The organism is Lelliottia wanjuensis (assembly GCF_030238365.1).
GTDB classification, from domain to species: domain Bacteria; phylum Pseudomonadota; class Gammaproteobacteria; order Enterobacterales; family Enterobacteriaceae; genus Enterobacter; species Enterobacter wanjuensis.
In genome coordinates, this window is record NZ_JASSOT010000064.1 from 20,991 (window position 1) to 46,660 (window position 25,670).

Annotated in this window: 29 protein-coding genes and 1 pseudogene; 15 read left to right on the forward strand and 15 right to left on the reverse strand. The window is 41.7% G+C overall.

The genetic code is table 11. The annotated features are described in order from the left end of the window. The first annotated feature begins 24 nt into the window (after positions 1-24). The 3 genes from QQF33_RS16210 to QQF33_RS16220 all read left to right on the forward strand — a co-directional run bounded on the left by QQF33_RS16210 (position 25) and on the right by QQF33_RS16220 (position 2,073). Positions 25-288 (forward strand): HTH domain-containing protein, encoded by a 264-nt coding sequence (locus tag QQF33_RS16210; protein ID WP_285158162.1) that lies wholly within the window; start codon positions 25-27, stop codon positions 286-288. Positions 289-389: 101 nt separating this feature from the next. Beyond that, positions 390-890 (forward strand): hypothetical protein, encoded by a 501-nt coding sequence (locus tag QQF33_RS16215; protein ID WP_285158163.1) that lies wholly within the window; start codon positions 390-392, stop codon positions 888-890. A gap of 76 nt (positions 891-966) precedes the next feature. Continuing rightward, positions 967-2,073 (forward strand): hypothetical protein, encoded by a 1,107-nt coding sequence (locus QQF33_RS16220; RefSeq protein ID WP_285158164.1) that lies wholly within the window; start codon positions 967-969, stop codon positions 2,071-2,073. 206 nt (positions 2,074-2,279) lie between these two features. Here QQF33_RS16220 and QQF33_RS16225 read toward each other — a convergent pair whose 3' ends face one another. From QQF33_RS16225 to QQF33_RS16280, 12 genes and pseudogenes are all read right to left on the reverse strand, one after another. Then, the gene (locus QQF33_RS16225; protein ID WP_285158165.1) at positions 2,280-2,978 is read right to left on the reverse strand and encodes a hypothetical protein; all 699 of its coding nucleotides are present in this window, start codon (positions 2,976-2,978) and stop codon (positions 2,280-2,282) included. Between the two features lie 176 nt (positions 2,979-3,154). Further along, the gene (locus QQF33_RS16230; protein ID WP_285158166.1) at positions 3,155-3,640 is read right to left on the reverse strand and encodes an Hcp family type VI secretion system effector; all 486 of its coding nucleotides are present in this window, start codon (positions 3,638-3,640) and stop codon (positions 3,155-3,157) included. Positions 3,641-3,658: 18 nt separating this feature from the next. Beyond that, positions 3,659-3,997: a DUF1493 family protein gene (locus QQF33_RS16235; RefSeq protein ID WP_285158167.1), complete on the reverse strand. Its 339-nt coding sequence runs from the start codon at positions 3,995-3,997 to the stop codon at positions 3,659-3,661. Further along, positions 3,991-4,449, reverse strand: a complete 459-nt coding sequence (locus QQF33_RS16240; RefSeq protein ID WP_285158168.1) for an STM2901 family protein — start codon at positions 4,447-4,449, stop codon at positions 3,991-3,993. The genes QQF33_RS16235 and QQF33_RS16240 overlap by 7 nt, the downstream gene beginning before the upstream one ends. Positions 4,450-4,533: 84 nt before the next feature. Then, positions 4,534-6,507 (reverse strand): GAP1-N1 domain-containing protein, encoded by a 1,974-nt coding sequence (locus QQF33_RS16245; RefSeq protein ID WP_285158169.1) that lies wholly within the window; start codon positions 6,505-6,507, stop codon positions 4,534-4,536. Further along, positions 6,483-7,352 (reverse strand): TRAFAC clade GTPase domain-containing protein, encoded by an 870-nt coding sequence (locus tag QQF33_RS16250; protein ID WP_285158170.1) that lies wholly within the window; start codon positions 7,350-7,352, stop codon positions 6,483-6,485. The genes QQF33_RS16245 and QQF33_RS16250 overlap by 25 nt, the downstream gene beginning before the upstream one ends. Then, positions 7,352-8,290, reverse strand: coding sequence for a TRAFAC clade GTPase domain-containing protein (locus QQF33_RS16255; protein WP_285158171.1), 939 nt, complete (start codon positions 8,288-8,290; stop codon positions 7,352-7,354). The genes QQF33_RS16250 and QQF33_RS16255 overlap by 1 nt, the downstream gene beginning before the upstream one ends. Then, on the reverse strand, positions 8,287-9,357 hold the full coding sequence (locus QQF33_RS16260) for a GTPase-associated system all-helical protein GASH (protein WP_285158172.1): 1,071 nt from the start codon (positions 9,355-9,357) through the stop codon (positions 8,287-8,289). The genes QQF33_RS16255 and QQF33_RS16260 overlap by 4 nt, the downstream gene beginning before the upstream one ends. A 2-nt stretch (positions 9,358-9,359) precedes the next feature. Next, positions 9,360-10,631, reverse strand: a complete 1,272-nt coding sequence (locus QQF33_RS16265) for a metallophosphoesterase (protein WP_285158173.1) — start codon at positions 10,629-10,631, stop codon at positions 9,360-9,362. A 697-nt stretch (positions 10,632-11,328) separates the two neighbouring features. Next, complete coding sequence (locus tag QQF33_RS16270; protein WP_285158174.1) at positions 11,329-11,727, reverse strand: putative zinc ribbon protein; 399 nt, start codon at positions 11,725-11,727, stop codon at positions 11,329-11,331. Positions 11,728-11,865: 138 nt separating this feature from the next. After that, positions 11,866-12,089: pseudogene (locus tag QQF33_RS16275) on the reverse strand (helix-turn-helix transcriptional regulator). A gap of 118 nt (positions 12,090-12,207) precedes the next feature. Next, positions 12,208-12,834: an inovirus Gp2 family protein gene (locus QQF33_RS16280; RefSeq protein WP_285158175.1), complete on the reverse strand. Its 627-nt coding sequence runs from the start codon at positions 12,832-12,834 to the stop codon at positions 12,208-12,210. A gap of 894 nt (positions 12,835-13,728) precedes the next feature. Between QQF33_RS16280 and QQF33_RS16285 the strand changes: the two genes are divergently transcribed. The 9 genes from QQF33_RS16285 to QQF33_RS16325 all read left to right on the forward strand — a co-directional run bounded on the left by QQF33_RS16285 (position 13,729) and on the right by QQF33_RS16325 (position 19,721). Then, entirely contained in the window at positions 13,729-14,541 is an 813-nt protein-coding gene (locus QQF33_RS16285) for a hypothetical protein (RefSeq protein ID WP_285158176.1), read from the forward strand. A 108-nt stretch (positions 14,542-14,649) separates the two neighbouring features. Continuing rightward, the gene (locus tag QQF33_RS16290) at positions 14,650-15,471 is read left to right on the forward strand and encodes a DUF932 domain-containing protein (protein ID WP_285158177.1); all 822 of its coding nucleotides are present in this window, start codon (positions 14,650-14,652) and stop codon (positions 15,469-15,471) included. Between the two features lie 135 nt (positions 15,472-15,606). Further along, a complete protein-coding gene (locus tag QQF33_RS16295) occupies positions 15,607-16,071 on the forward strand; it encodes an antirestriction protein (RefSeq protein ID WP_390888482.1) in 465 nt (154 codons plus the stop codon). A 13-nt stretch (positions 16,072-16,084) separates the two neighbouring features. Further along, a complete protein-coding gene (gene radC, locus QQF33_RS16300) occupies positions 16,085-16,564 on the forward strand; it encodes a RadC family protein (protein ID WP_285158356.1) in 480 nt (159 codons plus the stop codon). A gap of 8 nt (positions 16,565-16,572) precedes the next feature. Further along, positions 16,573-16,794 carry a DUF987 domain-containing protein gene (locus QQF33_RS16305; protein WP_285158179.1) on the forward strand — a complete coding sequence of 74 codons (222 nt, stop codon included), beginning with the start codon at positions 16,573-16,575 and terminating at the stop codon, positions 16,792-16,794. A 31-nt stretch (positions 16,795-16,825) separates the two neighbouring features. Further along, positions 16,826-17,158, forward strand: coding sequence for a type IV toxin-antitoxin system YeeU family antitoxin (locus QQF33_RS16310; protein ID WP_285158180.1), 333 nt, complete (start codon positions 16,826-16,828; stop codon positions 17,156-17,158). A 66-nt stretch (positions 17,159-17,224) separates the two neighbouring features. Further along, positions 17,225-17,563: a TA system toxin CbtA family protein gene (locus QQF33_RS16315; RefSeq protein ID WP_285158181.1), complete on the forward strand. Its 339-nt coding sequence runs from the start codon at positions 17,225-17,227 to the stop codon at positions 17,561-17,563. Positions 17,564-17,679: 116 nt separating this feature from the next. After that, a complete protein-coding gene (locus QQF33_RS16320; RefSeq protein WP_285158182.1) occupies positions 17,680-18,519 on the forward strand; it encodes a DUF4942 domain-containing protein in 840 nt (279 codons plus the stop codon). A 533-nt stretch (positions 18,520-19,052) separates the two neighbouring features. Next, a complete protein-coding gene (locus QQF33_RS16325; protein ID WP_285158183.1) occupies positions 19,053-19,721 on the forward strand; it encodes an SOS response-associated peptidase in 669 nt (222 codons plus the stop codon). Here the strand turns inward: QQF33_RS16325 and QQF33_RS16330 are convergent, their stop codons facing one another. Both QQF33_RS16330 and QQF33_RS16335 read right to left on the reverse strand, forming a co-directional pair. Continuing rightward, positions 19,722-20,039 (reverse strand): hypothetical protein, encoded by a 318-nt coding sequence (locus tag QQF33_RS16330; RefSeq protein ID WP_271080269.1) that lies wholly within the window; start codon positions 20,037-20,039, stop codon positions 19,722-19,724. Beyond that, a complete protein-coding gene (locus QQF33_RS16335) occupies positions 20,039-20,278 on the reverse strand; it encodes a hypothetical protein (protein ID WP_285158184.1) in 240 nt (79 codons plus the stop codon). Before QQF33_RS16335 ends, QQF33_RS16330 begins: the two co-directional genes overlap by 1 nt. Before the next feature lie 113 nt (positions 20,279-20,391). Here QQF33_RS16335 and QQF33_RS16340 point away from each other — a divergent pair, with 113 nt between their 5' ends. The 3 genes from QQF33_RS16340 to QQF33_RS16350 are packed head-to-tail and all read left to right on the forward strand — an operon-like array spanning position 20,392 to position 23,197. Then, entirely contained in the window at positions 20,392-20,754 is a 363-nt protein-coding gene (locus QQF33_RS16340; protein WP_285158185.1) for a GtrA family protein, read from the forward strand. After that, on the forward strand, positions 20,751-21,674 hold the full coding sequence (locus tag QQF33_RS16345; protein ID WP_285158186.1) for a glycosyltransferase family 2 protein: 924 nt from the start codon (positions 20,751-20,753) through the stop codon (positions 21,672-21,674). Before QQF33_RS16340 ends, QQF33_RS16345 begins: the two co-directional genes overlap by 4 nt. Beyond that, the gene (locus QQF33_RS16350; protein ID WP_285158187.1) at positions 21,671-23,197 is read left to right on the forward strand and encodes a hypothetical protein; all 1,527 of its coding nucleotides are present in this window, start codon (positions 21,671-21,673) and stop codon (positions 23,195-23,197) included. Before QQF33_RS16345 ends, QQF33_RS16350 begins: the two co-directional genes overlap by 4 nt. A gap of 28 nt (positions 23,198-23,225) precedes the next feature. Here QQF33_RS16350 and QQF33_RS16355 read toward each other — a convergent pair whose 3' ends face one another. Then, positions 23,226-25,664, reverse strand: coding sequence for a hypothetical protein (locus QQF33_RS16355; protein WP_285158188.1), 2,439 nt, complete (start codon positions 25,662-25,664; stop codon positions 23,226-23,228). Positions 25,665-25,670: the final 6 nt, after the last annotated feature.

Consider the following 25,670-nt stretch of genomic DNA (forward strand, 5'->3'; position numbering starts at 1 on the left):
CTTAAATTAAATGTTGGAATGTTTATGTCTAAAGGTGAAACGTTGAGTTCAAGATTGACTGCGATCATTATTGAATTGCATCAGTCAGGAACAGTTGAACGGAAGTTATTAGCCGATAAATTTCACGTTACTGAACGGACAATATATCGAGATTTGAACCGTTTAAGCCCTATTGTTGAATCTGCGGGTAATGGCGTATACCGCTTATCAATATCTGCAAGAACAGAGTTAGATAATGCAATTCCACGAATGTTCGAAAACCATCATAACTCAGATGGAAAAATTTAGAATAGTAAATATAGAGATCATATGTACATAGAACAGAAGCAAATAAACCAACTGCTACTTTATATGTTCACGATAATTTCAACTGAAAAAAGGTATAAGTAATGGGCATTATGGATAAAGTAAATGCAGCAATGGCAATTGTAGTGATTGTTCTGAGTATCAACATTGCACAAGCTAAAGTAAAGCCATTAATGGCTTGTCGATTAACTGGTACAAGCAACGTAGTAGGTACTGTTATTAATGGTGACTTTATTGATTATTTATATGGTAAGGACGATGCTCAAGTTGATGAGTCAGGGCTGCATTTGAGTAGTCATGACACTACTGTATATGGATATCAAAATGAAGGTATTCATTCGATCACCAAATATCTTCGCTTTACCAATGGGGGTTATAATTATGTAGTATATTCAGTATTAGATGGTGTTGATAACACTAATCAAGGTATCGCTGTATTTAAAGATAATAAAAGAATTATGAATAAGAAGTGTGATGGTGAAATGAAATTCGAAACTGATATGGATTTTAATAATTTAGTTGATTATAACGTAGTGCCTGAAACCGAAGATACTGCTGGTGATATCCTTATTAGCATTCAGTAATGCTTAAATAAATATTGGTAGTTCCTGATTACTATCTTAAATAGATATTATTCATTAGCGTGTAAAGGATTTTGAAATGACAAACTTATTCAACACAAAGATAAACATTAGAACTTGTACATATTCCATGTCTATATTTAGTATTTTATTCATATCTGGCTGCAATGACAATTCCGTCAGTACAGTGAAAGAAAGTATCAATTATTCCATCAACGATACTCTTACAATAGGCAAAGCATTAGAAAGTAGAACTGATTGTATTAATGGGAAATGGAATTCATCGAAGGATAATAGGGATAGGATCATTGTAACTTATGAATGTGAATTACCACAACATTATCTTGATGTATATATGTCCATTAGAGAGCAAAATGATCTTAAATCATTAAATGCCAATATACTTGTGAATAACAATGAAATAAAAGAAGCTCACAAAATGTTAAGCCAATGGGAGCAAGAGAAAAGGATACTTGATGAGTTATTTAAACCATTCCTCAACAACCACTCAGGTGAATTAGAACAACTATCTAAATTTAGCACTCTTCAACACTTGGGTAATTTGTATTTGACATTCGAAAGTGGATGGAGCGAGAGAAAATTATCTCAAGATGATTTTTGTAGCGATTACAAAAATTCTTTACCTGATGTGAAAGAACAGTGTACAGAGTGGTATTCTGTATATGATATAAAATATTCCCTATTGAGTTCCTTCATTGAGCTAAGTAATAGCTCATCCATTGATAAAAAAGCATCATCATTCGCGGAGACCGACCTTTCTAACATACTTAATAATACGCGAAGTCATGGTAATGGGCTTTTAGATATTAATAATTATATCCAAAATAAAAGTAACGATATTACCAAAAACATTAATGATGTAACCAACTATATTAATGGAAAAGATAAAAATATAGACAGAGATAAAGATGCTCTAACTAAAGTGAAAGATAATGCCCAAATAGATAAAGTTAGTGAAAACTTTTCATGGTATGTTTTAGACAACGGCTCTATTCAAGAGCTCGACGGAGGCTTCATGGTAACGCATAATGGAGAAGATATTCAAGTTCCAATGAATGAACTCTTTGATAGATTTTTATCATTTGCATATCATGATTTCAGTGATAACGGAATACCTAACGCCTACGTTGACATAATCAATAATGCTTTAAACCTCAACCGTTAATTCAATCCCTTTCCTCATGCTTGAGGAAAGGGACTCGACCGTATCTGTACAAACTTGATGTGGCGGTTTTTATCAGGTATGAGCATACTTAATAAATATATACTTTTAAGTAAATCATCTTTAAATAATTGCATGACTATTATAATACAATTTAATTTACTGAAAGACCCAGATTTTGAATCTCTCAGTTTTAGGTAGTATTCCCATCAAAATGAATAGTGTGAATATCTGTTTAGCACGTTGAAATAGTCATCATCCCCATCAATTTTCATTTTCAATGCGATCTTTTCCATTTCCTCATGATTTTTAAGTAAGGAAGGCAATTTTGTATACCCTTCAATGTCAAACTCTAGGTCCAGAGGTAATTTTTGTGAGTTCGCTTCTAGGAATATATTATTTAGCTGAATTATAGCTTTTCTTTTTTCTTTATCAGGTAACGGAGTTAGTGCCAACAATAATTTGTCAATGACAGTATCATTATCATTTAAAATATTTTTACTGGAAATAATTAATCTTGCGTTTCGTGTGGAGTTATAAACTGGTTCAACTTTTATATTTGATTTTTTTATTATTTTTAAAAGTCGATCTTTATGCCTTTTAGATTGTTGAGCACGAAAACTCTCACCTCTTTCTTTTCCATGAGTAGCATAATATAAGTTATCTTCTGATTTAAACATATAGTTTGAATTAACGAGCTGATTAACTTTAATTACCGTTCCGAGTTTTTTTATTTCTTTAGAAATATGATTTATATCCAACTGAGTGCTATCATGAACAATCAGTAACTTATTTAAACTTTCAATTATAATTATGGAGCACGTTTCGAATTCTTCCGTATAAATCCCTACCACACAACCATTCTTGTTGATGACTGCCGCTGAGTCTTGAAGTATTTCGATAATCATTCATTACCTCCAATTTATGATTTTATAAAATTAATACTTATACAATTTATCATCCCATTCATTAGCTGAACGAAATATTACCAGCATCTACTATTGGCATTAAGTTACCAACCATATTTGACATAGCTATGTGCTGCAATCATTCAGGTTCGAATCCGAGCGAGTACGGTTTTTAATTACGCTGTAGGACGTTCGTTCCACGCGTCATGAGCTAATAAATTACCATCTTTATATAAATGGGTAATCTTTTCGTAATTCAAAGCCACCTCTTCCATGTGACCAGTGCCGGGGCATCCTCGAGTATCATGCATGACAGGACTGACTGATATTACTTTCACATTCTCTAGCGTGATGCAGTAATATTCTACCTCTTGTCCTGCATCGTTGATATGATAAAACCGAAATTCAGCAGATTTAAGAGTCTGGCCCGTTGCTGCCGCTTTGAATAGATATGGTGAGGAACTATCAAGCTCTTTGGTAAACTGGAAAGGCGAATGCTGCCGTGTGCCAGTAACTTTCCCTGTCATTGGGTCTGTTGGAATGGTCAAGTTATGGTGTAAGCTGCGTAGCTCAATGCTACCTTCGCGATCCTGAACATCGGAAGCACCACGGATCACCGCGCCGCCGTCATCGGTCAAAAATAAGTGTACAGGTACAGCCATTTCTTTAGCTCCTTGCGATTAGTTGTATAACCATTTCCCGGCTTTAGCCGATTTAATAAACATGTCAATAGTGAAATCAGGAACATCGACGGGATCTGGTTTCTTGAATGGATTCCATGAATGCTTTACTTCGGGGTAGTAGGTTTCAAGATGGAAATTAGACATGTCAACGCCAAATTCTTTTGAAAAATCTTCAACTAATTCTTCAACATCATCCTGGTCAAGCTGCACATCAAAATGTATGCTTGCTTCTGCAGTGTACGTGTCGTATTTCTTTTTCTTGAACATGTAAGCACCAGCACGAACAGAAAACATGTGTAGTACTCGTTGTTCAATATCGTCTTCACCGATTACCATAACTTATCGTTACCTCTCGCTATGGCGTTGTATTCGCGGATCGAATTGTAGGTTATCTGTGAAACATCAACCAAAAGAACGACCTCGCCAACTAACGGAATAGTACGGCCTACCCATGTACCGACCTTTCTCACCATCCTACGTTTTACAGTCCACGGAGTATAACCGCCGATCCATGTAGGCATTTTCAACCCGAACGGGAACATTCTATTTCCGAATACATTTCTCACACCTTTTGAAAGTCTGGAAGTTCCTTTCAGTGCCGTTTCTGGTTTAGTTCGAGTTTCTTGGTCATTCATACCTGCATACAGTGCATAGATTGCGGCAATGTCTTTAACACCGAACTGATCAGCCGTGTTGAAAATAAACGCCATGAAAAAGAGTTCAGAGGCGGTAAGATTCGATTTTCCTGCATAGAAGTATGTCCCGTTCAGTTCCTCTACTGTATCCACTACCCAATCCCTTGTTTTTCTGAGTGAAATGTAATCTTAACGCTTAAATTCAAATCTATCTAACTGATTTAATGTTACAAAAAGTCATCGCCATATCGCATTAGAGAATTCACGACCGCCTTCAACATCTGACACTGCATCCGCAAGTAAATCACGTATTTTTTTATCAGAAGTCAAATTTGCATAACTCTCTATAGGCCATTTATTGCGAACATATGCTTTCGCCACAGCCAGTCGAAAACGATACCCTAAATCCCAATCCCGTAACCAACCAAGCTCCGGTAATTGTGAGAAAAGCATTTCTCGTGCTCTTGGTGATAGCTTAGATTTCAAAATTTTTTGATGTAACTCAATGTAATAATGCTCAATGACATAAAGTCCCTCATCTCCATTTGAGTTAAGAGAAAGAGCTACAAAGAAACAATTGAGCATATCTTCTTGCGCCCCATAAATATCATTTGAAACATCAATAATCGAGCTATACCATGGTTCGATACCAGCAGCGATGACGTTATTTGACAACCAACCAAGCGAATCGGCAAATTCATAAAGCAGTTTGGTGTGAGACACATGACCTAATACATTGGTTTGAAGTAGCAAATTATGACGAGATAAAAGTCCTTTCTTCCAAATATTAGGTAGTTCTTGGTGGCTATTTAAATCTTTCACAATTTGTACAGCAGATACATTAGGGAAATTATCAAAAACTGCATCAACAAGATTTTCGTTATTACGACGCATCAGGTTACGAATAAAGCTAACAAGCCCTACTGAATCCATTGGTACGAAAGGAAGTAGATCGATTAATGTGGCATCCTCTAATATAGATTGACTTGTATACAAAAACTCTGGATGTAATTTAACTATCAACTTTCGTATATCATGATAAGAATATGAATTAGGCCAGAATTCTGGTGTTTGGATAGTTTCAATTATGGCTTGGAAAACCATTCTACTCATAGAACTTTCTGAGTCTGAAGCTACAGTCACAAGCTTAAGAAGCGCTTCTGCATGCTGCGGCCACAAGTTTTTCAGATTAGTAATGCCAAGTGTCGTTAAATTAGGAAAAACTTCATTTCTTTCTTCTTCACTTAAGATTAAAAATTTGACCAATTTCACTTGTACATAATTAGCTAGCACACCATCCACTAGATCTTGCTTCAAATAGCATGCATCGTTTGGCGCTGAAAATGCATCAAAAACAATGTTAATTATGCTTTGCACTGAATACTCTTGAACATCATCATCAAGAGTATAAACTTCAGCCAGGGGTTTAAATGAACCTCGTTGCTTACGAACGTCTCGCCCATACTTCCAAAGAAATTTACGTAGGGGACCTTCGGGCCCAATATAGACATCTTTTACAGCAGAACTAAGCCAATAAGATGAATCATTTTCTATGCTGGAAGAGTTATATTCGTCTTGTTTGATAACAGCGGTAACATCAAAACGAGCTGAACTTGTAGGACGTGGAGCCCGAGAGGCTGCTGTCTGGAAACGAAAATTGCGTCTGAGCCGAGGCCATTGTTGTGACCAAACCGCAAATAGTGGTCTATCAAGTTCATCTGGTGAACTAACTTCAACGCTTGTCGTTATTTTTCCATAAAGTGCGTCTATTAACTTTCTTACTATTGCATCGTCTATCGTCGTGCTTATTTCACTTTTATCTAATAAATTAGCTTCAAAGGGTTTTCTATAGAGCTCCCGATCTAAAAAACCGCTTGGTCGAATAATGAGATTTTGTAATACGGACAAATCAGCTACAGACTCAAGAAGAGTTGGTTGAAGAAGTAGCGCATGGGTCCAAACACACCCAGGTCTTGGCATTTCTGGCGCAGGCCAAGTATACATAAGAACATAACGACCTATTGAGGGCACAGGTAATCCAGTCCAATAACCCTTCGAACCACCGAAGACAACGCCCGGAGCAAGATCACTCAACTCAGTAAGAAATGCAGTTTCTTCTCCTAGAGGAAGAGATGAAGCAAGTAATCTATGCCCATCATCATAGCCGAATAAACAATGATCTATTTTCATTCGTCCGCCGACATAAGCCATACAAGCGGTTCAGTCAAATCATTCCCCTCGCCTTCTGGTCCAACGATTTGAATTCTTCGACTTGCTACCAATGTTGCCACCTCATCAACAGCAGAATCATCATCAAGACGAACTCCTTGTGCAGAAACTCCATAAATTTGATGATTAAAAAAGTCTCCATTAGTCTTTAAGAATTGTTCGACAAGTGGCATATTTATTGCCAACCAATCGCAAGGTGTAATACCTGAATTACGGACCAAATCCCAAGCAGATATTAAAATCACTATACGGCGAAAACGTGATTCAAAAGGTGGACGTATAATGTCACTTAGTAGTTGCACAACTTTAACTTGTGCAGGTAGAAGTTTAGGTTCCCATTCTTGTGCTACTGTGTCGCTATTCCCAACATTAGGGTTAGTATCTGCAAGTTCACTATTGCTTGGTAATCTTGAATTAAATTCTGTAATTGAAAGCGTATCTTCCTTGATATCCGAACTGATGAAAAATAATATCCCATCATCCTCAGCAAACCCTTCAAGAAAATCTCTTCGAAATAATCTATCTTCAACCTGACGATCGAACGTTTCTCCTGCTAAATCAGGGAAAAAGGCGATCCCTTTTTCGTCAGTTTCACGATTACGCAGATGAATAGCGACATTCATATCTCCAATCTGAGAAGTTCTCGGTACAGGTTGGAAATTACGCCATGCCTCAGCAATCCGATTAAGATAGGAACAATCACCTTTGAAATCCTCTAATACAAGGCGACATGAAGTTTCATCGGCTGCAACTAAATGCCAAAGTGCTGCTAAAAATGTAGTTTTACCTGATGCTGGTAAACCCATAATAATGAAGTTTGAGTTCACTATACGGTCCTCCTTAGCAAAAGCCTATCAAACTCATCTGACAGCTCTGGAATACTCGGACTATTTAATTGCACAAGAGGTTTTCTCCTCAACCATGTTTTCAATAGAGGGGCTAAGCCTTGGCCCGATTCTGCATCTACAAGTGGTGCACGAGCTGCCGTATGGAATATTGCAACATTGAACCTCTCAGTTAGCATTGCCTCAATCTTTTGTTCAAATTCAGTTAACGAATTCCGAGCTTCAACTTTATCATCACCATCAAGTAAATCGAATTTTGTGACCACTAACTGTATCTGCGCCTGAGGTGCAACATTCCCAGTGCGAGTTATTACGCGAATAATATCTCTTACCGAAGCAAAAACCTCTGCTCGCCTACGAGGTGCAGCAACACGTTCACCATCAATTATGAAAACAATAGTTGATGCCTTACGTATTTCGATCAGGTCAGCCGCACGGTCAGGTTGATCTCGAATCTCTCTATAAACTTCACCTGCACGCTCAGAAATAAGAAGGTCATGACGAGAAAAATCCGAGTCTTTTGACAATGCCAGATGAAAGAAACGTAGACCCTCTTGGGCTGATGTTCTATCAGTATCTGGATATACCCTTCCCGATACTGCTCGTGATTGAAAACTTTTTCTTTCAAAGCCCAATAAACTTAGACTATGACAAAAGTAAGCATTCGCAAAAGCACCATGCAGGAAGCGACCATAGATTTCGGTTACTAATGTTGTTTTCCCACCATTTCGTTCGCCAACGATGGCAATTATAGATGCATCCCGCCAACACAAGAGCTGATCGACCTCCGCCACAGATAGCATCGCAGCGGCAGGCAGTGATACCCAGGTCAGATTAGCATCAGAAGGCTGGACAGTCACCGATTCCGGTTGCTCGAAAACATCAACGTCAGTATCTATTCCAGCATGTTGATCTGTCACAGAAGTTGTCCTAGCAAATGTTCACGATATAGTTGCTCAGCTAAGGGATTTAGCTCTAACTGAATTGAAGATTCAAACCCTGTTCTTGCTTGAAATTGCTGATGCCATGCACCTACACCAATTGTCCGGGCTAATTCAATCGCAGTTGAGATTGGAGCCAACCTGGCAGGCAATCGAGACGATACATTTAGTGATTCGAGTTCTTCTACGGTAAAACCATCGATCGCGGCAGCTAGTTCTTTTGGTTGTGCTCCTCGTCCCTTCTTAGCAGATAGAATCACCCGTTCTAACATAGCTGGTATTGCAACAGGGCCCAATCGCGATGAACTCGTCAAATCCCCCAAATCCACGGCACCAACTATTGCTGCTTGCTGAGGGGAGAAAGTAGTAAAATTGCGATTAAATGTTCTGCTGTAGCCACCAGTCAACCACCAGAGCATCTGGCTCTCTTCCCGCATAAGCGCTTTTTGGCGTTCAAATTTTTTCAGTATAGATATACTCTGAGTTGCTGTAGTTCTAGCCGAAGTTTGGGCTTCTGTTCGGATCTTACCAAGTAGCGTAATCAGCGTTGCCCAGTCATTTGTTGAACCTAATGCTGTAATTTCTTCATCAAGTTTTGCGGTTATCGTCGGAGCAATCTTGAGAGGAATTTCTTCAAACGCCCGCTCCTCAACAGCAAGGCGCATAAGACACTCTTCAGCATGGACTAAAAGCCAAGTTGACTGTAGGGGAAGACGAAGACCTTTAGCGCTTCCGACACACACTGCCAAAATTGCAACCGCATTTTCATCATCAATTAATTCCCCAAGTACTGATGCCGAAAGAACACGGGCCTCTCTTTCTTTGTTTACAAGACTGAAACTAGCATCATCTTTAACAAATTCATCCCTAAACCAATCTAAATTGATATTAGTGCTACCGTAATAAAAACAGACTAAGTCAAGTATATGGTTGTCGGTTATATTCTCTACGATGCGCTTAACCGAACCTTGTCGAGAAGTTATTACTTCGGGGCTTGGTGATAGACCGGCTTCTGCATATCGATCTGCAAATGTTAATGTAGTCATTACTAATCCCTTAATCGCTGTTCTATTGTAGTCACTGCGTCTTCAAGTACATTAAGCAGTTCTCGTTCATATGCTCTGATTAATACCCGACGAAAACGCTCATAGTCGGGTAAGCTCATGTCTTCTTCTTCCAAAAGCTCCAGCCTCCCTGCAATCTCGAATTTTTGGCTGAACGAAAGCCGGTAAAAGCGAAGGCCAAGATCTCGGAGGAGATTAATAGTATTCCCCTCCTTGACAGGCATTATTTCAGGCGAAAGCCCTGCATAATTATTTGAAATTTCTGGTAATTCAGATGAACAAACCCAGTCATTCAGCCTTATGGAGTGCTCAAATGTAGATGAGCTTCTATCCATCTTCGCCTGAAATCCTCCTGGAGCCGTCTGCCAGATTCTAATGTGAGCCTTGATTCTAAGAGTTCGCTCAGTTGGCCCACCATTTACACATAATTCAATTAGGTTATATCCAGGCTCCCAGCCATTCTCCTGGCGATCAGGGTTTGCAGCGCTAGCAGAAAGCCGAACATAGTCACGAACCATATCGACTCTGTTAGTATGGACGTGACCAAAAATTTGTAGTGGGGCTACATCATTAAGGTGGTCCTCCAGCTCACGAGAATTTCGTAACCACGAAAGATGATGGTGAGTAAGTACAGCATTCACGACACCATCTTCACGTGTGATCTGAAGGCTTGCTGGATCAACGAACAGATCACCTTGACGATCATGGCCACTAGAGACAAAGGCACTGTTCAGCCCCCACAGTCTTAGAATTGAACCATCATTTAGCTTAAGATCTCGAACGACACGCGTTCGATCTGGAGGAAGCAAATCGCAAAAGAACTGCTGCGCGAATTGGTTGTAGTTTCCCAAACTCTCATAAAGTAAGCGCCCAGCGTCAGGATCACTCAGTTGCTTAGAAATTTCAGTGTTAGAGTTTCCTGCTGACTTGATTGTGTTATGGATCATCTGAACCAAATTGCGGTCCGCCAGATTACGGACAACATCATGATTGCCTGGTACGACAAAAACTGATGCCATCGAACATCCACAAGCCTCACAAAGCGTAGTAAGCCAATCTGTAGCAAATTTGAACTCTTCTGGATCGCCTGAGAACGCAATATCTCCAGAAACAACTATTGCATCAGGAACACCTAACCTCGAACACTGCAGTCTTGCGTCACGAACCAACTCATTTCTGAGATGAAAATTTGGGTCTTGGGTAGTGTGAATATCAGATTTTCGAAAGTGAATATCAGACAAATGAAGTATGAGCAAAATGCCACTCCTCGGGTTTTACTGATGCTTAAACTATATCGTTAGTTTGAAAACTTCATCCCACTGAAAGATCTCGTATTTTACAACTTTGTAAAGCATACGGCTAGAACCACATCGACAGAGTGAGACGCAAGTAACGCACTGTGGTTTAACCTTATTGCAACTAAGTCAATACGTGACAGGGCATCGAGCAATCAGGCAGCGTTGCCTGCATTCGTTGTAGCAGGCAACGTTGTTTCTTATGCAAATGATACTGACGTGAATGCCATACTGCCTCCCTATATTAGGGTATGCCCCATAACTTGCTTGCTTGACAAAAAGTGCTGTGGGAGTGCATTTCCAAAATGTGATTTTTTTGTTAAAAAATAGGTGCTTATAGGACCATTTTCATCGCAAAAAGAATTGTTTAAACAGTTACAACAATGTGGTGCTGTACAAAAATTGTTGCGGGACACACTAATTTTCGCAGTATGGAACCAAAAGCTGTTCTAGGTACTTACTAATGCAGGGGCAATGACGGTTTTGCTAATCAATCGCTCCTTTCATGGAGGGAGTAATACCCTTAAATCCTTCCTGTATCGCATTCTGAGCGGTTTTTAATGTAAATAGCTGAATGGTATTTACAGTAACCCCTAAAGCCTCCACAGAGGCTTATAATTCGTCTGATATTGCCATTTATTGTATCCAATACAATTGGTTAGCTATAAACAGGTAATTTAGCTTCAATACTGTAGATTCCCGTGTTGCAGGCTATACAGTGTTTTTCTCCAACGTAATCACTATTGCATTGGTTACAGTGCCAGTTAAGAACACTGACTACTGGAGCTAACCCTCTTACGAGTTGTCGTAGTTTCTGGGTTCTGGCTGATTCTTTTTCTTCCGGATCGTAGTAAGGGCATTGTTGAAGCTTTTCCGTTGGATAGGCTTGCTGATTATGTTCAAACCACGGATTAAGAAACCCTCCACCATCGTTGAGAATGACAGGACAATCGCATTGATGACAGCGATAGCTACTGGATTTAGCTTTAGCTGCGTCAGTAGCCGTAACGATATGGCCTTTAGCATCAATGGCTAAGGTGGTGCTTAAAATACGCATTAATAGTGCTCCGGCTCTCCATCCACAGGCAACAGAAAACCCTGACCACATTGTTTAACGGTCATTGAGTCAGGTATCGCTATGGAAGGGAGAGCTATTCAGAAAGGGGATAAGTTGAGATGTGGTACTGAAACCTATTTATTCACCACGGGATTCTTTTATTCTCGCCAGCAACCAGGCTTTTACTTCGCTTTCTAACCAACGGGAGCTACGGCCTTGCTTTATAGGTTTAGGGAATTATCCGTTTTCCATCAGTTTGTAAAACCATTTATTAGACATACCAGTAAATGCAACTATAGTTTCATATCAATCAACTTATCGTTAATCAGTTCAATGTCATTAAGGGTATTGATGTTGCTCATGATAGTTGTCTCTCTTTAAGGGATAAGGGAGACAGGAACCAATATTTACGCAGTTAATCTGGTAGATGTCGGTTCTCTGTCATAAGCTGTTCCCACAGTAATGAATTACCTGGATGGTTTATCGCTGACTACAACCGAAGTTGCGTTTGCCATCACCTTTACGTTTGGTTTCCTCTTTAGCTAGATAGCTGGCATGATAAATAAATTTTCGGTACTTCTCTGTTTCTTTCCCCTCTTTACTTAGAAGGAAGTATGTTGGGTTTTTATCAGGAAAAACCAGTAATGAACGGTTTTCAGGATAATCAACATGCAATGATCTACACCATGCTTTCCTGATCATTGAAGATAGATTCCCATCAAGAGCTTTATAGTCTCCCAAAAAGGCGTACGCATCTTTGTTGAAGGTAAGCATGAGGTGGTAATGCTTTTTATCTTCCAGACCAGGTTCTTTATCAAACTCTCTGACCCATACGTTTCTAACTTTACAAGGGTATGTTCTGATCCCTTTTTTAGCTTTACGTTTTAAATCAGCTTGAACTTGAGCAACCAGTGATGCCATGAAATCCGAGGGAAGGTTTAACGTATCAACATCGGCATAATCATCAGGGAGCCTACCTATTGCAAATACAACCATGAGTCTTGGATAAGCTTCCATGGATCTACATAAGGTAATTTTTATTTTATCCATGTAGCGTTCGTTGATAGTGTAGTTATCGTTGTAATCGTATTCTGGTTCAGTATTCACTTAGTTGTTCCTTTGGGTTGTTAATGACATACCAATGGAACGTTAGTTAAAGTTTATTGGATCAAGTATTGGCTTAGTAGCCAAGTACTAGTGATTAGCTTATTTCTATAAGTGGATTATTCAGAACTGATGTATGCATTGTTCAATGCAATAAGTCTATCTAGTTATCTATGTATGATGATGATGTTCAAATGTAGTGTTTAGGTGTGTTTATGATTATGTATTTAATGGTACTTCTTTATTATATTATTATACCAACACGTAAAAGCACACTGACTATAGTGATGTGAAAAAAATTTCATCAATAGAAGCATTCCGATTTAGCTACATTAATTTCTATCGAATGACGGAAATTAATATTATTGTACAGGATAGCATCATGTATTGATTATTTTGTGCTGTAGTGAAATTCATCGAGGCAATCATGCAATCGAGCATCTTTCTGTGCTTTAATTACTCTGAAGTTACGCTTCAACATGAAGTGATATTAATTTTGTGTTAATTCGCCATAATTTACGTGGCATTTTCTCACGTATCGATAATGTTTATCTTAATTAGAAACAGATTATGTCACGACCTCTAAAAAATATAAAAAAAACAGGTAAATGATTCAAACCATCGGTTTTACCTCACACTGTAAGCGAAATATCTCATTTATCTACACATTTACCTCATGACATCAGCATTTTTACCTCATATTTGACTTATTAAATCGACTATAATGCATCGATTTTCTATGCGTTACATAGCGAGGTTTACTTAAAAATGGGCACAAATTCAGTAGCTTTAAGCTCGGAGGATCCTCGTGTTTACCGATTCTTCCTTCGGTATATAAATAAAAATATAAGCAATAACGTCCCCGATAACATTGATGTTTTTTCTAACGGAACGAGAATGATGGGGCAATTTGTTGTTGATGTTCTTATGCAATGCCTATCACGAGATGTTAATGTTATACGCTCTAAAATTCATGAGATGGAAAATGAGTGTCTTACAAGCATAATCCCAGAGTCACATTTTTTTTGGTTAAAGGACGCTCCCAGAGCCACATATTGGTTATGGTGGCAAATAGCTCACTCTTGCTATGGTGATAATTTTCCTGAAAGTGTTCATCTGACATATAGCGCATTGGCTAATCGTTATAAATACATTTCAGATTCTCATTTACCTAAAAATCATCAGGAGCGCTATGATCTACTAATCAGGAGTTTTGATGATGCTTGCTTTAACGCCGATAATACCATCCAATACCTGACCTTTTTAAATGTAGTACAAAACCTGTGGAGAAAAAATAGGAATGAGCGTTTGAATGCAAAGTGGTTAAAACCTGATGATACTGAAGTATGTTGGTGGGCTTATGATAATTTAATAATAAAAATTAAGAGTAAATGCAGAAGTGAAGTTTTAGAAATACCAAAGCCATTAACGTCAGAAGAAGCATATAATTCTTTCTATGTCACTCTTGATTTATGTGAGCTGAATAAGATTGATATTAAAAATATTCTTGATAGTGTGAGTAAAACATGGGGTCAAAAAAAATATAGAAAGAGCATATCTCAGAAGCGTCTTGCTCAAAAATTGGATGATGAACATATGAAGATGCTTGAATATTTAGCAAGATATTATCAGCTAGACAATATTGGTGTTATTAAAATATTGATTTCAGATAGAATGAAAGGAATAACAACCGCTGAGAGAAATAGATAAATTGAATATTAAATTATAAAAAATCTCAAACCTATATCATCCTAATGAATAATCAAACTACTTAGCCTTGTCGCAAATGCCACAAGGCTTTTTCATTAAGGAATCCCTATGACCCGTTTAGCATCCCGCTTTGGCAGAGTGAATCTTATTCGCCGTGAACGCCCTTTAACTCATGAAGAGTTATTTACACATGTACCGAGTATCTTCAGTGAAGAAAAACATGAATCCCGCTCAGACAGATACACTTATATCCCCACCATTACCTTACTGGATAACCTTCAACGAGAAGGATTCCAGCCTTTCTTTGCCTGTCAGACCAAAGTGCGTGATTTAAGTAAACGTGAGCATACCAAACATATGCTTCGTTTAAGACGTGAAGGCCAGATAACGGGTAAACAGGTTCCTGAGATTATCCTGCTCAACTCCCATGATGGTTCAAGTTCGTATCAAATGTTGCCGGGGTTATTTCGTGCGGTTTGCCAGAATGGTTTGATCTGCGGAGAGTCATTTGGTGAGGTACGTGTACCGCATAAGGGTAACGTCATTGAAAAGGTGATTGAAGGGGCTTATGAGGTATTGGGGATTTTCGATAAAGTCGAAGAAAAACGCGATGCCATGCAATCGTTATTGCTCCCTCCACCAGCACAACAGGCATTAGCTTCGGCAGCACTCACTTATCGTTTTGGTGAGGAGCATAAGCCTGTCACTGAATCACAGTTATTATCTCCCCGTCGCTGGCAGGATGAAGATAATGATTTATGGACGACATACCAAAGGATTCAGGAGAATTTAATTAAAGGCGGCTTATCCGGTCGTTCAGTGCAGGGTAAACGCAATCGTACCCGAGCCGTTAAAGGTATTGATGGCGATGTAAAACTCAACCGTGCTTTATGGGTTATGGCTGAAAGTATGCTGCAACTTGCTTCCTGATGTTATTACTTTTCCTGTTATCTCTCAGTTCAGACATTTTTTCTCATAAAACATCATAAGTCCTGTCCCTGCGGTGGCGGGGCTTATGGGTATATCTATTGCGTAAGGAATTTAATCATGACCAATACCATGAGTATGGCGGCTGCATGCCATACCGATGCTTCACCCGTAACCGCTATTCCATCATCCGGCGATTTAACCATTATCGCGACCCAAATTCCCGATGAACAGCGGGTCAGTTTCTGGCCCCGTCATTTTGGCAATGTCCGCCAGTGGGTGTTTATCGAACCACAGGTATTTTCATGGCTGGATTTATGGAGCACGGACTATCAGGGCGGTGTATGGGAGTTTCATTCTCTTTCTAATGGTGGGGCGTTTCTTACGCCACCCGAAAGCGACAACTATGTTTTGTTTAATGAAGGGAATGGTAATGAAGCGACACTGACTACCGAAGCAACCGGGATTGCCGTTTGCTTAATGGCCTGGAGTCACCATGCATGTAGAACGCACTGTGAAGCCATGAGCGAGCATTATTATCGTCTGCGTGATTACGCACTGGCACATCCCGAATGCCGCGCCATTATGCGTCTTATCGACTGAGAGGCTGATGATTATGTCTGACACGCTTTTATTACCGCCTCCCGGATTAACGCTTACAGCGCAACGCATTATTAAACGTGCATTAAATCATCTGGAGAAATACCTGCAAGAACCCGGAGTGACACTCACCAGCGCCACAGCAATGCGTGACTGGTTGCGGCTGAAATTAGCCGGGCAGGAGCGTGAAATCTTTATGGTTCTTCATCTTGATAATCAGCACCGGCTGATAGATTACGAAACTGTTTTTCTCGGCTCTATCAACCATATCGAAATACAACCTCGTGAGATTGTTAAATCTGCACTTCGCCAAAACGCTGCTGCTGTGATACTGGTCCACAATCACCCTTCAGGCCATGCTGAACCCAGCAAAGCCGATAAACTCATCACGAAACAACTGGAGCAGGCTCTTTTACTGGTAGGAATTCGTACCCTGGATCATCTGGTGGTGGGCCATACCGATATTGTCTCTTTTGCAGAACGTGGCTGGTTGTGAGGAGCTGAATGAAGATCATCAGTAAACGTCAGGCAATGCACATTTATCGCCAACATCCTGATGCAAGGCTATTTGCTTTCTGTAAAGGCCATTATCAATGGCATGGCAGCGTCTGCCATTACTACGGTCGTGAAGTTCAGGATATTGCCGGTGTGCTCGCTGTCTTTGTTGAACGCCGTCAGGATCGTTCTGGTCCTTATGCATCGTTACGCTGTGTGACACTCAATTAAATCAATTCTGTTTTCTCTCTGGAGTTTATCAATGCAAGAAAACAATATATCCCCAGCTCAGGTATGGGGCTTAAGACACGATATTACCCCATCATTGGGGGCACGGCTGGTACAGGAAGGTTGTCGGCTTCATTATCTGGCTGACAGATCGAATATTCAGGGAGCGTTCACGACAGAGCAGGCAGTTTCGCTTGAACGTCAATTTCCACTGTTTATCGAATACCTTGAATCGTTGTTACGTATAGGTGAACTGAAACCAGCGCGACAGCATCAGGTGAGCGTCAGTTTCGGTGGCTTTACCTGTGACGCTGATACTCGAGCCAGTTGTGGCTATGTTTATGTAACGATCTATCCCACGAAGTAAGCCAAACACGTTATTGATTCATCTCTGATTTTTATCGCATTTATTCACTTCAAACAGGAAATTCCGATGCAACTGCAATCCATACCGCACACAGCGGCGATCTCCCCACGTCTGTCACCTGTTCAGGTCTGGCAGACACTGCTCACTTATTTGTTAAAACAGCATTACGGCTTAACACTGCAAGATACACCTTTCCATGATGATGATGTTATCCAGCATCATATCAACGCAGGCATTCTGCTGTGTGATGCCGTCAACTTTATCGTCGAGAAATATGAACTGGTGCGCACTGACCGTTCTGACTGCGCTTACATGGAACGTTCACCCTATCTGCGGGCTGTTGATATTTTGCGAGCGCGACAGGCCACCGGGTTACTACGCCACAGCAAGCGGGTCTATCAATAAGCAGATTTGCGAAGCGTCTTCTGGATTTACCTTCCGATCTTTAAGCCACCTTATTCATTGTGCATATTGCGCCTGCCACTGATGGTGGGCGCTTATGCTTTTATGGAGAACAGACCATGCAACACGAACCTGAAATTCTCAGCTCCACACAACACGATGTTATCTGCTCCACCAGCATTGAGCGCATCGTTACCGGTCGTAATGCCGCACTCCAGCAGATTGAAGGTGTAATAAACCAGATCGTTGAGATCTCACGCCTGACGCAAAGTATCAGTGGTAAAACCGCCTTAGACTGGGCCATGAAGCAGGATTTTCGCTGTGGCTGCTGGCTTATGGAGAAGGCAGAAACTGCGATGAAATCCATTACCTGCAATCTTGATCGTAGCATCTGGCGTGACTTGATGAAAAAATCGGGAATGCTTTCGCTAATGGACGCCCAGGCACGTGACCAGTGGGACAGAAACCTTGAGGGGGACAATATTCCTGAAATCAGCGAAGCAAATATTCTCAGCACCTTTGAGCAACTACATCAGAGCAAAGGTGAAGTATTCGAGCGCGGCGTGATTAATGTGTTCAGGCACCTGAGCTGGGATTATAAAAGCAATTCACCTTGCTCGTTCGGGCGAAAAATCATTATCAACAATATGGTTAAGCACGATAAATGGGGCTATGGGCTAGCGTGGGGATGGAGACGAGATCAGTTAGTGGACCTTGACAGGATGCTGCATCTGCTGGATGGCAAGCCTGTGCCCGATAGTCGGACAGACATTGCTTATCGACTTTCGGGCCACATTCAACAGGAGCCACACAGCCAGACCTTTGACGATACCTACGTTTCTATTCGCTACTTTCAGAAGGGCTCGGCGCATGTGACGTTTAAGCGACTCGACCTGATGGAACAGATGAACGACATTATCGCTAAACACTATCCGGGAATGCTGGCTAAGCCACGCTAATGTTGATCGGCGTTGAGCAATTTTACTTACACCAGCCGTTACATGAATTTTTGTTCTGTGTGATTACTGCTGAAGGGATTTGCGTAACTCATTGATTTTAAATGGTACGCCCTACAGGATTCGAACCTGTGACCTACGGCTTAGAAGAACGTAGAGTGTTATTTAACTGACTGTAATAGCATATGTTTATTCGCGCTCGCGCCGGATTTGTGTCATTACGTGTCGTTGCAATACATCACCATCCTTCACGGCGCAGCAATGCATGCCACAATCATGACACAGAGAGCGCAAAGCCATGCATCAGTGCAACGCTTTGCATTCTCCCCCATCACATCACCGGGCAGTCGTCGAACTCACCTGCCCGTGCAATCTCAAACAAAGAACTTTGCGTAGCTCCTTCCAGTTTCGCCACGTTCCGATTTACCACGCCCATCGCATCCGACATCATGCCCCTGCCATAATCAAATATTTTACGGTGCGCACCAATTTTTCTCCCTGCCCTATACTTTCAGTCTTACTGGCTGGAGGTTTCTATGTGTGGACGCTTTTCACAATCAATGACCCGCGATGACTATCTGGCTCTGTTGGCTGATGAAGCCGATCGCGACATTCCATATGACCCTGAACCAATCGGGCGTTTCAACGTAGCACCAGGCACAAAGGTTTTACTGCTGAGCGAACGCGACGAGCAGCTGCATCTAGATCCGGTTTTCTGGGGTTATGCGCCGGGATGGTGGGATAAACCGCCACTGATTAACGCGCGCGTAGAGACTGCAGCCAGCAGCAGGATGTTCAAACCTCTATGGCAGCATGGCCGGGCAATTTGCTTCGCTGACGGCTGGTTCGAATGGAAGAATGAAGGCGACAAGAAACAGCCCTACTTCATCCACCGCGCCGACGGTCAGCCGATATTCATGGCAGCGATTGGCAGCACGCCATTCGAACGCGGGGATGACGCAGAAGGTTTCCTGATTGTTACGGCTGCAGCCGATAAAGGGCTGGTCGATATTCACGACCGGCGGCCACTGGTGCTGTCACCTGAAGCCGCCAGAGAATGGATGAGGCAGGATATTGGCGGGAAAGAAGCTGAGGAGATAGTCGCTGATGGTGTCGCGCCCGCTGACAAGTTTATATGGCACGCTGTGACGCGCGCCGTGGGCAATGTGAAGAACCAAGGTCCGGAGATGATTGCAGAGGTATAATCAAACCGCTACGTCATCTTCCTTAATCCGGTTGATAGTGTGGGTCAGCACGCCGTGGACGACGACATCATCCAGAGCCTCTCCTTCTATAGCCTCACCGTCTTCTGTTATCAAAGCGCCGCCCATCAGCTTCACGAAGTGATTGCGCCCGTCATACGTCGCCAGGACAACACCATCCGGTTCTGGTTTCAGCGATGTGTTGATCACCGCCCATCCGGAATCTGTTTCGATTAATCTGCAGTTCATGTCGACTTCACAGATTTTGTTGAGTGTCAGCCGATCCTCTTCGTAATCGGTGGCAGGTGAAGGAAATCCCATTAGTAGACCCTCCCCATGTTGCGGAGTATCCAGTATCGGTTCTCGCTGAAGTCCGGCGTCTTATCGCAGAAGTCGGTCTGGTTTCGCTCAATCCACTGGTTCGCTTCCGCTTGGCTGAAGTGCCAGTTGGCATTTCTCAGCTCACGGACGAAGTCGTCTGTATGCAGGTAGCGATAGCCCTTCTGGCTAAGTTGCACGGCAGAGACGAACGCTGCGTTGATGTCTGGTTTGCGAGGCATGCTCCCATCCGATTAATAACTGTATGCATATACAGTATCGTTAATGTTGAGGGTCGATCAAGTGGTTGTCTGGTGCTACACTTCAGACCTTTCCGAATTCACTGATTTCTATAATGTTAAAGTTATTTGCCAAGTACACATCGATAGGCATTATCAACACGCTCATTCACTGGGTTGTGTTTGCTATCTGTATTTATGCTTTCCACAGCAGCCAGGCGCTGGCTAACTTCGCCGGGTTCGTTTTTGCAGTCAGTTTCAGTTTCTTCGCCAATGCAAGATTCACCTTCAAAGCACAAACCACGACCATGCGCTACATGCTGTATGTTGGCTTCATGGGTTCATTGAGTGCGGCAGTTGGCTGGGCAGCCGATAAGTCTGGGATGGCTCCAATCGTAACTCTTATACTCTTCTCCGCGATTAGCCTGGTATGCGGATTCATTTACTCAAAATACATCGTCTTCAGGGATGCAAAATGAAAATCTCTCTGGTCGTTCCTGTCTTCAATGAGGAAGACGCGATACCCATTTTTTATAAAACAGTTCGCGAATTTGATGAACTGAAAGAGCATGAAGTTGAAATAGTCTTTATCAATGACGGCAGCAAAGATGCCACTGAGTCCATTATTAATGCCTTGGCCGTTTCTGACAGCCTTGTGATTCCGCTGTCGTTCACCCGCAATTTTGGCAAGGAGCCAGCACTTTTTGCCGGGCTTGACCATGCAACCGGCGATGCAGTGATTCCTATCGACGTTGACCTGCAGGATCCGATTGAGGTTATCCCTCACCTTATCGAAAAGTGGCAGTCGGGTGCGGAGATGGTTCTTGCCAAGCGTACAGACAGGTCAACTGATGGAAGGCTTAAGCGAAAGTCGGCCGAGTGGTTCTATAAGTTGCACAACAAAATCAGCAACCCGAAGATTGAGGAAAACGTTGGCGACTTCCGTCTTATGTCACGTGATGTTGTAGAAAACATCAAGATTATGCCTGAGCGCAACCTGTTTATGAAAGGTGTTCTGAGCTGGGTTGGAGGTCGTACTGACGTCGTGGAATACGCACGAGCAGAGCGCGTTGCCGGTGACTCAAAGTTTAACGGCTGGAAACTGTGGAACCTGGCTCTTGAGGGTATCACAAGCTTCTCAACGTTCCCATTGCGTATGTGGACTTACATTGGACTATTCGTAGCTGGCGTGGCATTCATGTACGGAGCGTGGATGATTATAGATACTCTGGCCTTTGGCAATGCGGTGCGGGGTTATCCGTCACTTCTGGTATCTATTCTTTTCCTTGGCGGCATCCAGTTAATCGGGATTGGTGTTTTGGGTGAGTATATTGGCAGGATTTATGTTGAGGTAAAAAACAGGCCTCGATATGTTTTAAAAAATGGAGCTAAAAAATGAATGCCTATCTCACTGGCAGAAGATATGACGTCATCAAGAGCATTGCTCTTTTCTTAACATTCGTTTGCATCTACTTCCTTACAGAAAGGTATTTCAGAAGCACTGTCAATGCTGACTTCGCTAATAGCTCTCTTGTGTGGAGAAGCATTCACGACAACGGTTTTGCAAACACACTGAAGGACTGGAGGCCAACTCCTGATAGTTGGTATTTTAGCGTTTATCCTGTTCACTTCCTTCTGTTTTGGATAACTCAAAGCGATGGTCCAGGTGTACTGACTTTTGCTACGGCGGTTTTTAGTTTTTTAGTTGCATATGGATTTTTTAAAATCGCTGAGATAAATTCTGGAGTCGTTCCTGCAATTTTGCTGACCTTTAGCATTGCGTTCATGCCTGAGATTATGTACACGCACGGCTTTATTGCTCACCCATTCGCACATTACTCAACAAATGCATATGGAGTTTTGGCGTTACTAATTTTTTCAATAAACATAAATAAACGCAGTGTGTGGCTATCAATTATTTCTGCTGCCATCATGTTTATCGCTATATCATCTGATATGTGGGTGGCACCAAGCTATCTGATACCGATAATTCTAACTGAGATGCTCATTCTGTTAAAAAACAGAAAAGGGTTCTCTCATGTGACGATCTACGCCATTGCGTTCGTAGTCGGATACCTTCACATTCTTCCAGTTGCACTGGGGATTGAAAAACAGAGTATGCTCCCGGTTTCATTAGATGGGATGCTTGATAATATAGAAATGCTGGTGAAAGTCCTTGGTCAAACACTAAACATTTTCCTTGTACAAGAACAGTGGGCCTGGTATGCATCTATTTTGATTTGGGTGATAGTTATTTGTGTTGTTTCAGTGAATGCCATTAAATCAAGAAATCAAAAAAGCTACATTGTGATTGCACTACTGCTGTCCATCGCAGGTATACTATCCTCTTATATTTTAATAAACAATTTATTCAAAATAGGTTCAGCAAGGTACTTTGTTAACATCGCACCTTGTGCGTTAGCCTTATGCATAATTTTCGCAACTGGCCTTGTAAGGAAGATATCCTGCATTATTGCTTTGATGTTTATTGTCACGTCGATTAATTCTTATTCCTCTGGAAAAATTAATGATCATACGAAATTTGACAGCTTGCAAAGATACATATCCTTCTTAGACAGTCATGACCTATCCTACGGATATGGCGAGTTCTGGCATAACTCAATGGAGATAAACTGGGTATCAGGTGGAAGAATCATAATCATCCCTGCTGCTGGGAACGCAGATCATGGCATTAATGCTGTATACGCAAGGCCGCAGACATTACGCCACTGGTATGCAAAATCATTCCAGGAAAAGTCACCGAAACGCCAATTCATAGCATTCTCTACCGGGTACGTGTGCCCTGATAAGGAAGAATGTATGAGGAAGGCAAAAGAGTCATACGGAACCCCTGATGAAGTGCTCAATTATGAATTCATAACTCTTTTCGTCTACAACCACCGACTAAAATTCTATCGATGAATATAGCGGCTCAAATGAGCCGCTTTTATCATGCTGTCAGCGTTATAGTTACTGCACATGCAGTTGTGGTTGGGTTTATCTGCGAACCAGTCGCGAGACTGTATAACTCAATTGTCAGTGTCTTACCGGACCTCACTGTGATGACAGGAATTGTCATGGCTGTGGTTTTCCTTGTTGACACAACGGCAGTTGCTAATGCCGATACAGTCACATGGCTGTTGAATGTAACCACTATGTTGCTTGCATTGATTGCGGTTGATGCTATCAATTCATTTGCATCGTCATATGTTGCCGCGCCGCCGTTAACAGCGACGGCGCACATCCTGGACCAATCAACAGTTAGATCCGTAACTCCTGCCAGGTTTCCACTCTTAAACCATGGCCTGTTTGTTTTGCAGCCTTTAATTGCAATATTTGAAACCGTACCTTCAAAAATGATAAAAGAAACGCCATTCCCTGGTGCGGGACCATAATCCATTCCGCCGCTTATCAGGCAATTAGTTGCATTACCTCTTACCAGATAAGGATACGAAGCATCAGGTACGTTAGTTATGTTCCCAACATATGAGTTATCTTGTCCAGCAACCACAATCGCATAGCACAAGCTTGTGTCTTGACCGGAACCAGCTTTAACTCCTACCGAAATGAGGTTGTTGCTGGTCATATTGCCTCTAGGTCTGTACGAGCCTGAGTCCTCTAGAATGACACCATATGCAGGATTGGAAGTATGTTTGTAAGACGCCACAATATTTGAAGTAATCAACTGGGCTGCGATGTTTCCGTTCTCAGCATTGGCGGTAATTCTAGATCCATCAATAATGACATTTGTGTAAATGCCGCGGTCGTTCTTACGAATGTTTATGCCGCCTGGAGGGGTAACTGTTGCTGGCTGGCTAGAGTAATCAAGGATTACTCCTTTAACTATGGTATTAACAGACCCAGAACCGCCAGTAGTCCCACCTACACCTCCTGATGCACTTTGATAAACCCCATGCCTACCATACCCATCACTACCAACCTTAAAAAATAAATCACTTACTATTGTGCTTGTGGATGCTTGAATTAGAACTCCATACCCACCCGCTACAAGATCAGGATGATACTTCATGTTCTGGAAATTCATACCAGAAAGTTTGACTCGATTTGTATTAGATAGCCCAACTCCTCCAGTATATCCAGATGCTGTAACATTATTAATAGAAAAATCTGTAGAATTATAAAAATCGAAAGCATAAGCTGGCAGAGTAGACGATGTGATATATGTACTTTCCGCCGATACACCATCTATGGTAAAACCTTTCTTCCCTTCTGATCTGGCGGCCTGAGAGCGGCCAGTACTGATAAGTTTACCACCTTTTATTGTAGTATTATTACCAATCCAGAGAACTGGCAGATTGCCATTCTCCGATGATGTTATAATTCCATCATTAAGTATTTTTCTACCATCAGGCAGGTTCTTAGCTGACGATAATGATTTATCTCCATGTATCCATATTGTTCTACCATCTGCTGCTGACGCTGCAAAACATTCTGAAATTGCATCATCCATACCAACAGTATCAAATTCCTCTGGTATGTGATACAAGAACCCAGTTAATAGACTCTCTCCATTCGATATCAATTCAGCACCTGAGGATGAAATCAATTCTGATGAATCAACTTTATCGTCAAGAGCGTGCTGAACACTGATGTTTTCGCCGGAAGAGCTTCGACTACCTATTATTGCTGCGCCGTTAATAGATGTTAGCTCTAAATGACTAACCTTAGAATTTAGAACCGACTGGACTGTAGATCCCCCCCCTTCCGCATCTAAAGCCCCAATCATTCCTGCGCCAGATGACTGTCCTAACTGAGAAAGTACATCGTCAGTTAATTGGACCCAATTAGACAGAGTTGATGCCGGTGGTGCAGCAAGACAAAATGAATATCCAAGATCTGTGCGTTTAGCAATATCGCCAACCTGAGCATCCAGCGCTAACATTTCAGCCTGACTACTTACAACGAAGGGCTCGTTAAGCGCTATTGATGGAATTTGTGATACTGGTATTTTCCCATTTTCGTCAAGAATTGCAAAGTCTGACAGTGGTTTTGCAAGCAAGCTTCCATCACCCGCAAAAGAAACTACCATACTCTGCCTTGAACCGACCGGAGGTAGCTCACCAATCAACTCACCATCTGGAACTCTTATGCACTGCCCAACTGCTGCGCTTGCTGCATTTCCCGCCTCTGCTGCTGATGCCGCAGCCTCTGTTGCTGACTCACTTGCAGAAATTTCCAGCGATCTAACAACTGATTCAGCAGAAATGGCTACCTGTGCAGATGATGCAGCTGCGGAGGCTGAAGCTGCGGCCTGCGCAGCGTAATCAGGAGCTTGTTCAAGTTTTTCTGCGCTTAACTTGGCCGAGGCCGCTGCCACTTCTGCAATAGATGCATATCTTTTTGCGTTTGAGGTATCTGAAATAGACATTTCAAG